The sequence below is a fragment of the Xenorhabdus sp. KK7.4 genome (assembly GCF_963876465.1).
GTDB lineage: Bacteria > Pseudomonadota > Gammaproteobacteria > Enterobacterales > Enterobacteriaceae > Xenorhabdus > Xenorhabdus stockiae.
Genome location: NZ_CAWNQF010000067.1, coordinates 46,060 through 54,693, shown reverse-complemented (window position 1 = coordinate 54,693; position 8,634 = coordinate 46,060). Strand labels below are relative to the sequence as shown.

Genomic DNA, 8,634 nt, shown 5'->3' with positions numbered 1-8,634 from the left:
CACAGTTCTACTTCCGTACAACTGACGTAACCGGTACTATCGAACTGCCAGAAGGCGTTGAGATGGTAATGCCAGGTGACAACATCAACATGGTAGTTACTCTGATTGCTCCAATCGCAATGGACGAAGGTCTGCGTTTCGCAATCCGTGAAGGCGGCCGTACTGTTGGTGCTGGTGTTGTTGCTAAAGTGATCGCATAATTTTTTTAATGTGTTCATTTTGGAAGGGCATCGATAGATGCCCTTTTTATACGTTGTCTTAAGAAGAACCTATCTCATCAATAGTTGTTGATGGGTACATCAAATAGTTGTACTGAATTATTGGTGAGATAGGCTCTGATACAACGGATAGGCTTTGGTATCTGCCTGTTTTCAGACAAGCAGCTTTAAGAGAACTCTTCTTAATAAGTTCGCTTTCAGGCGAATAGATACAAAAAGTCCTGCTGAATTATGACGCCGAGTCAGATACAATTACAATTATTTTTGGGTTCGGTCTGATTTGTTTTGCTCTTGCGAGGCAAGCTGGCTATCTATTTACATCATAGTTACTTACATATAGTTACAGGTTGGTTTATGAGTGCGAATAGCAATGCTCAAGAAAGCGGGCGTGGTCTTGATATAGCAAAATGGCTATTGGTAGCAGTGCTGCTGGTGGTTGCTATTGTGGGTAATTACTATTACCGGGAGTATAACCTGCCCCTGCGCGCGATAGCCGTTGTTGCTATTGTTGCCCTTGCAGGAGCAGTTGCATTGTTGACTGCGAAAGGTAAAGCTGCATTAGCATTTGCCCGCGAATCTCGCGTCGAAATGCGTAAAGTCATTTGGCCAACTCGCCAGGAAGCCCTGCATACAACACTGATTGTTGCCGCAGTAACGGCTGTCATGTCGCTGATTTTGTGGGGGCTTGATGGTATTCTGGTGCGTTTAGTTTCATTTATTACAGGCCTGAGGTTTTAAGAATGTCTGAATCCCCAAAAAAGCGTTGGTATGTCATACAGGCATTTTCTGGGTTTGAAGGTCGCGTAGCCCAATCTCTGCGTGAACATATCAAATTACACGATATGGAAGACTCTTTCGGTGAAGTTATGGTGCCGACAGAAGAAGTTGTTGAGATCCGCAGTGGCCAGCGTCGTAAAAGCGAGCGTAAATTCTTCCCGGGCTATGTCTTGGTACAAATGGTAATGAACGATGCAACATGGCATCTGGTTCGCAGTGTACCTCGCGTAATGGGTTTTATTGGCGGTACATCTGACCGTCCTGCACCAATCAGTGATAAAGAAGTCGATGCTATTATGAATCGTCTTCAGCAGGTTGGTGATAAACCACGTCCAAAAACTTTGTTCGAACCAGGCGAAATGGTCCGCGTCAGCGATGGCCCATTTGCAGACTTCAATGGTGTTGTAGAAGAAGTCGATTACGAGAAGAGCCGCCTGAAAGTTTCGGTTTCTATCTTTGGTCGTGCTACGCCAGTTGAGCTGGATTTCAGTCAGGTCGAGAAAGCTTAATCTGATGCTTAATTGAGCTGTTTTGCTTGCAAAGGGTGTGAAATTAGCATACAATTTCGCGCCTTTTGTTTTTATTCGGATGCTATTTTAGCTTATCCGGATAGGCAACTAAGTCTGATGACAGACATAATTTTTTGTGGTTTTGCCTGATTTAATATTAGGCGGGGCCTGAAACGTTAGGGGAGCCTCTTTTCTGAGGCGATAACACCCATATAGAGGAAATATAGATGGCTAAGAAAGTACAAGCCTACGTTAAGCTGCAAGTAGCAGCGGGTATGGCTAACCCAAGCCCACCAGTTGGTCCAGCACTGGGTCAGCAGGGTGTGAACATCATGGAATTCTGTAAAGCGTTCAATGCTAAAACTGAAAGCATTGAAAAAGGCCTGCCAATTCCAGTTGTTATCACTGTTTATGCAGACCGTTCTTTCACTTTCGTTACCAAAACCCCACCAGCGGCGGTTCTGCTGAAAAAAGCAGCAGGCGTTAAATCTGGTTCCGGCAAACCGAACAAAGAGAAAGTTGGTAAAGTAACCAGCGCTCAGATTCGTGAAATTGCTGAAACTAAAGCTGCGGATATGACTGGTGCTGATGTTGACGCAATGATGCGTTCAATCGAAGGTACTGCTCGTTCCATGGGCCTGGTAGTGGAGGGTTAATCAATGGCTAAACTGACTAAGCGCATGCGCACTATTCGTGAAAAAGTTGATGCAACTAAACAGTATGACATCAACGAAGCCGTTGCTCTGCTGAAAGAACTGGCTACTGCTAAGTTCGTAGAAAGCGTTGACGTAGCTGTTAATCTTGGCATCGATGCTCGTAAATCTGACCAGAACGTTCGTGGCGCGACTGTACTGCCACACGGTACCGGTCGTTCAGTACGTGTTGCTGTATTTACCCAGGGCGCAAACGCTGAAGCGGCTAAAGCTGCTGGCGCAGAACTGGTAGGTATGGAAGATCTGGCTGAACAGATTAAGAAAGGCGAAATGAACTTCGACGTAGTTATCGCATCTCCAGATGCAATGCGCGTTGTTGGTCAATTGGGCCAAATTCTGGGCCCACGTGGTCTGATGCCAAACCCGAAAGTTGGTACTGTAACTCCTAACGTTGCTGAAGCTGTACAAAACGCTAAAGCGGGTCAGGTTCGTTACCGTAACGACAAGAACGGTATCATCCACACCACCATCGGTAAAGTTGACTTTGACGCTGACAAACTGAAAGAAAACCTGGAAGCTCTGCTGGTTGCGCTGAAAAAAGCGAAGCCATCTTCAGCTAAAGGCGTTTACGTTAAGAAAGTTAGCCTGTCCACTACCATGGGCGCAGGTGTTGCGATTGACCAGTCTGGTCTGAACACCGTAACAGCTTAATAATTTAGGCTGAAAGCGAATAACGCTTTACCTCGGCGTCAGATTTGTCTAAAATCTGACGCTTCGAATTTGACTGAACAGATTTATAACAATTTATAATAATTGGCGCATAAAATTTGTTCAGGGCAAATCACAGTTTTCGGTTGGAGCTTGGCCTAATCCAAGCCCCGTCCAAGACCGCAGGCGTAAGTACGTAGATAAATTACTTACTTAATATCCTGCGTAGACGGTGACAGAGCCAAATGAAATTTAATTTCTGGATTCTGCTCACCGTGTTTCAGCGCTCAGGCATATTTCATGTTCTGAGTGAAGTGAGTCCCGGGTTTGCCCGGTTAATCCAGGAGCAAGAAGCTAATGGCACTAAATCTTCAAGACAAACAAGCGATTGTTGCTGAAGTCAGCGAAGTAGCCAAAGGCGCGCTGTCTGCGGTTGTTGCGGATTCTCGCGGCGTTACTGTAGATAAAATGACTGAACTGCGTAAAGCAGGTCGCGAAGCTGGCGTTTACATGCGTGTTGTTCGTAACACTCTGATGCGTCGTGCTGTTGAAGGTACTGAGTATGAGTGCCTGAAAGAAGCGTTTGTTGGTCCAACCTTGATTGCTTTTTCTAACGAACATCCGGGCGCCGCTGCTCGTCTGTTCAAAGATTTCGCGAAAGCGAACCCAGCATTCGAGATTAAAGCAGCAGCCTTTGAAGGTGAGTTTATCCCAGGTTCGGACATCGATCGTCTGGCTACACTCCCAACTTACGAAGAAGCAATCGCACGCCTGATGTCAACCATGAAAGAAGCCGCTGCAGGCAAACTGGTTCGCACTCTGGCTGCGCTACGCGATCAGAAAGAAGCTGCTTAATTGCTTATTTCCTTCGTTGCTTTTTAACGTATAAATTATTTCTGAATTTTAGGAACACTTGTTATGTCTATCACTAAAGAACAAATTCTGGACGCAGTTGCAGAAATGTCTGTAATGGACGTTGTTGAACTGATCAGCATGATGGAAGAAAAATTCGGCGTTTCTGCTGCTGCAGCTGTTGCTGTAGTTGGTGGTGCTGCTGAAGCAGTTGAAGAAAAAACTGAATTCGACGTAATCCTGACTGGCGTTGGCGCTAACAAAGTTGCTGTAATCAAAGCAGTACGTGGCGCAACTGGCCTGGGTCTGAAAGAAGCTAAAGACCTGGTTGAAAGCGCACCAGCAGCACTGAAAGAAGGCATCAGCAAAGACGACGCTGAAGCTCTGAAAAAATCTCTGGAAGAAGCAGGTGCTTCTGTTGAGATCAAGTAAGATCAGTTTGAAGTTCGCAGCCTGATTTTCAAGGCTGGCGGCTGGCGATTTTTTAATCGCCAGCCTTTTTGCGCTGTAAGGCAGCTTGTAGTTTTGTAAAGAGCTTGTTTCACAAGGATTACTTTACAAAAAGATTGCCTTGCAGAGCACATGCAGGGTGTTAGTAGCATTTCACACTGTTTGGCTACTAATCAACCCAAATACTCCTTCCTATTGACGACTTAATATACTGTGTTCTCAGCTACGATCCACTCGGGTAGCTCGGTAGTAAGGTAACGCAATGAAATGATTTAAGAGTAATAGCAATGAGTATTACGGAAAATATTCTATTTTCTGTTCGAAAAAATAGTGTTGCAGAGTGCTGTCCTTAAGGGCGGACAGAGTGGGTCACTTATCAGCGAGCTGAGGAACCCTATGGTTTACTCCTATACCGAGAAAAAACGTATTCGTAAGGATTTTGGTAAACGTCCACAAGTTTTGGATGTACCATACCTTCTTTCTATCCAACTTGACTCGTTCCAGAAGTTTATCGAGCAAGATCCTGAAGGCCAGAATGGACTGGAAGCGGCCTTCCGTTCTGTGTTCCCAATTCAGAGTTACAGCGGCAGTTCTGAGCTGCAATATGTAAGCTACCGTCTTGGCGAACCTGTTTTTGATGTTCAAGAGTGTCAGATACGTGGCGTGACTTATTCCGCTCCACTGCGCGTTAAACTGCGTCTGGTGATTTATGAGCGTGAAGCGCCTGAAGGCACAGTAAAAGACATCAAAGAACAAGAAGTCTACATGGGTGAAATTCCACTCATGACTGATAACGGTACTTTCGTTATCAACGGTACTGAGCGCGTAATCGTATCTCAGTTACATCGTAGCCCAGGCGTTTTCTTTGACAGCGATAAGGGTAAAACCCATTCATCCGGTAAGGTACTGTATAATGCACGTATCATTCCTTACCGTGGTTCATGGCTGGATTTCGAATTCGATCCTAAAGATAATCTGTTTGTGCGTATCGACCGCCGTCGTAAATTACCGGCTTCGATTATTCTGCGCGCGATGGATTACACGAGCGAAGACATTCTGAATCTGTTCTTCGACAAGACCACGTTCGAAATTCGCGACAACAAATTGCAGATGACTCTGGTACCAGAACGTCTGCGTGGTGAGACAGCTTCATTTGATATTGAAGCGAACGGCAAACTGTATGTTGAAAAAGGCCGTCGTATCACTGCACGTCATATCCGCCAGTTAGAAAAAGATCAGGTAGACCGCATTGAGGTGCCTGTTGAATATATCGCGGGTAAAGTTGTTGCAAGAGATTACATCGATCAGAACACGGGTGAAATCATCTGTGCTGCGAACATGGAACTCTCTTTGGATCTGCTGGCACGTTTGAGCCAATCAGGTCATAAAACTATTGAGACCCTGTTCACCAACGACTTGGACCACGGTGCATACATCTCCGAGACTCTGCGTATTGACCCAACCAACGACCGCTTGAGCGCATTGGTTGAAATCTACCGCATGATGCGTCCGGGTGAACCACCAACACGTGAAGCAGCAGAAAATCTGTTTGAGAACCTGTTCTTCTCTGAAGATCGTTATGATCTGTCTGCTGTTGGCCGTATGAAGTTCAACCGTTCACTGGATCGTGAAGAGATTGAAGGTTCCGGTATCCTGAGCAAAGCTGACATCATTGATGTCATGAAGAAGCTTATCGATATCCGTAACGGTAAAGGCGAAGTGGATGATATCGACCACTTAGGCAACCGTCGTATCCGCTCCGTTGGTGAAATGGCTGAAAACCAGTTCCGTGTAGGTCTGGTACGTGTAGAGCGTGCGGTGAAAGAGCGCTTGTCTCTGGGCGATCTGGATACCCTGATGCCTCAGGATATGATCAACGCCAAGCCAATTTCAGCAGCAGTGAAAGAGTTCTTTGGTTCCAGCCAGCTGTCTCAGTTTATGGACCAGAACAACCCACTGTCTGAAATCACTCATAAACGTCGTATTTCTGCTTTGGGCCCGGGCGGTCTGACCCGTGAACGTGCAGGCTTTGAAGTTCGAGACGTACACCCGACTCACTATGGTCGTGTATGTCCAATCGAAACGCCTGAAGGTCCAAACATCGGTCTGATTAACTCCCTGTCTGTTTATGCTCGTACCAACGAATATGGTTTCCTTGAAACCCCTTATCGTTTAGTACGTGACGGCGTGGTAACAGATGAGATTCATTACCTGTCAGCGATTGAAGAAGGTAACTACGTCATTGCGCAGGCTAACTCCGCACTGGACGAAGAAGGCCACTTCATCGAAGAACTGGTAACTTGCCGTCATTATGACGAATCCAGCTTGTTCAGCCGTGATCAGGTTCAGTACATGGACGTTTCGACACAACAGATCGTGTCCGTCGGTGCTTCCCTGATCCCATTCCTTGAACACGATGACGCCAACCGTGCATTGATGGGTGCGAACATGCAACGTCAGGCGGTTCCAACTCTGCGTGCAGACAAGCCGCTGGTCGGAACAGGTATGGAGCGTGCGGTAGCAGTTGACTCCGGTGTAACCTCCGTTGCTAAACGTGGCGGTGTGGTTCAGTACGTTGACGCATCCCGTATCGTGATTAAGGTTAATGAAGATGAAATGTACGCTGGTGAAGCGGGCATTGATATCTATAACCTGACCAAGTACACCCGTTCTAACCAGAATACCTGTATCAACCAGATGCCATGTGTGTCTCTGGGCGAGATGGTAGAACGTGGTGACGTTCTGGCTGATGGTCCATCCACCGATTTGGGTGAGCTGGCACTGGGTCAGAACATGCGCGTGGCGTTCATGCCATGGAATGGTTATAACTTCGAGGACTCCATCCTCGTATCTGAACGTGTTGTTCAGGAAGACCGTTTCACTACTATTCACATTCAGGAACTGGCTTGTGTATCCCGTGATACTAAACTGGGGCCTGAAGAGATCACTGCTGACATCCCTAACGTGGGTGAAGCAGCTCTGTCTAAACTGGACGAATCCGGTATCGTTTATATCGGTGCGGAAGTGAAAGGTGGCGACATTCTGGTCGGTAAAGTGACACCAAAAGGTGAAACTCAGTTAACGCCAGAAGAAAAACTGTTGCGTGCAATCTTTGGTGAAAAAGCGTCTGATGTTAAAGATTCATCACTGCGTGTACCAAACGGTGTTTCCGGTACTGTTATCGACGTACAGGTCTTTACCCGTGATGGCGTAGAAAAAGACAAGCGTGCTCTGGAAATCGAAGAAATGCAGCTGCGTCAGGCGAAGAAAGACCTGACTGAAGAACTGCGTATTTTCGAAGCTGGTCTGTTTGCCCGTATTCGTTCTGCACTGGTTTCCGGTGGAATTGAAGCGGAAAAATTAGACAAGCTGCCACGTGAGCGCTGGTTAGAACTGGGTCTGGCTGATGAAGATAAACAGAATCAGTTGGAACAGTTGGCAGAACAGTATGACGAACTGAAAGCTGAGTTCGAGAAAAAACTGGATGCTAAACGTCGTAAGATCACTCAGGGTGATGATTTAGCACCTGGCGTACTGAAAATCGTTAAGGTTTATCTGGCAGTGAAACGTCAGATCCAGCCTGGTGATAAGATGGCAGGTCGTCACGGTAACAAGGGTGTAATCTCTAAGATCAACCCAATCGAAGACATGCCTTACGATGAAAATGGTACTCCTGTTGACATCGTACTGAACCCGCTGGGCGTACCATCACGTATGAACATCGGTCAGATTCTGGAAACTCACCTGGGTATGGCGGCGAAGGGCATTGGTGACAAGATCAATGCAATGCTGAAACAGCAGCAGGAAGTTGCCAAACTGCGTGAATTTATCCAGAAAGCTTATGATCTGGGTGATGACACCCGTCAGAAAGTTGATTTGAATACTTTCACTGACGACGAAGTCATGCGTCTGGCTGAAAACCTGAAAAAAGGTATGCCAATCGCAACGCCAGTCTTCGACGGTGCGAAAGAGACTGAAATCAAAGAGCTGTTGAAACTGGGTGGCCTGCCGACTTCCGGTCAGATCACACTGTTTGACGGCCGTACTGGTGAGCAATTCGAGCGTCAGGTAACCGTTGGTTACATGTACATGCTGAAATTGAACCACTTGGTTGATGACAAGATGCACGCCCGTTCTACCGGTTCTTACAGCTTGGTTACTCAGCAGCCGCTGGGTGGTAAAGCGCAGTTCGGTGGTCAGCGTTTCGGGGAGATGGAAGTGTGGGCACTGGAAGCATACGGTGCTGCCTATACTCTGCAAGAAATGCTTACCGTTAAGTCTGATGATGTTAACGGTCGTACCAAGATGTATAAAAACATCGTGGACGGTAACCACCAGATGGAACCAGGTATGCCGGAGTCTTTCAACGTATTGCTGAAAGAGATCCGTTCCTTGGGTATCAACATCGAGCTGGAAGACGAATAATAAATCGTTTTCCGCTGGCACTGCCCGCCTTATGTTGAAATA

7 protein-coding genes and 1 pseudogene are annotated in these 8,634 nt (G+C 46.6%); all 8 read left to right on the top strand.

What is annotated here, in order from left to right:
- Window positions 1–200 (top strand): annotated as a pseudogene (gene tuf, locus AACS90_RS08255) (elongation factor Tu); the annotation flags it as partial.
- Between the two features lie 372 nt (window positions 201–572).
- Entirely contained in the window at window positions 573–956 is a 384-nt protein-coding gene (gene secE, locus AACS90_RS08250) for a preprotein translocase subunit SecE (protein WP_099109246.1), read from the top strand.
- Window positions 957–958: 2 nt separating this feature from the next.
- A complete protein-coding gene (nusG, locus tag AACS90_RS08245) occupies window positions 959–1,504 on the top strand; it encodes a transcription termination/antitermination protein NusG (RefSeq protein ID WP_099109247.1) in 546 nt (181 codons plus the stop codon).
- Window positions 1,505–1,731: 227 nt separating this feature from the next.
- Window positions 1,732–2,160 (top strand): 50S ribosomal protein L11, encoded by a 429-nt coding sequence (gene rplK / locus AACS90_RS08240; RefSeq protein ID WP_010848553.1) that lies wholly within the window; start codon window positions 1,732–1,734, stop codon window positions 2,158–2,160.
- A gap of 3 nt (window positions 2,161–2,163) precedes the next feature.
- Window positions 2,164–2,868, top strand: a complete 705-nt coding sequence (gene rplA / locus AACS90_RS08235) for a 50S ribosomal protein L1 (protein ID WP_099120240.1) — start codon at window positions 2,164–2,166, stop codon at window positions 2,866–2,868.
- A 354-nt stretch (window positions 2,869–3,222) separates the two neighbouring features.
- Window positions 3,223–3,720, top strand: coding sequence for a 50S ribosomal protein L10 (gene rplJ / locus AACS90_RS08230; RefSeq protein WP_099109249.1), 498 nt, complete (start codon window positions 3,223–3,225; stop codon window positions 3,718–3,720).
- Between the two features lie 63 nt (window positions 3,721–3,783).
- Window positions 3,784–4,149: a 50S ribosomal protein L7/L12 gene (rplL, locus tag AACS90_RS08225; protein ID WP_038237923.1), complete on the top strand. Its 366-nt coding sequence runs from the start codon at window positions 3,784–3,786 to the stop codon at window positions 4,147–4,149.
- A 414-nt stretch (window positions 4,150–4,563) separates the two neighbouring features.
- On the top strand, window positions 4,564–8,592 hold the full coding sequence (gene rpoB, locus AACS90_RS08220) for a DNA-directed RNA polymerase subunit beta (protein WP_099120239.1): 4,029 nt from the start codon (window positions 4,564–4,566) through the stop codon (window positions 8,590–8,592).
- Window positions 8,593–8,634: the final 42 nt, after the last annotated feature.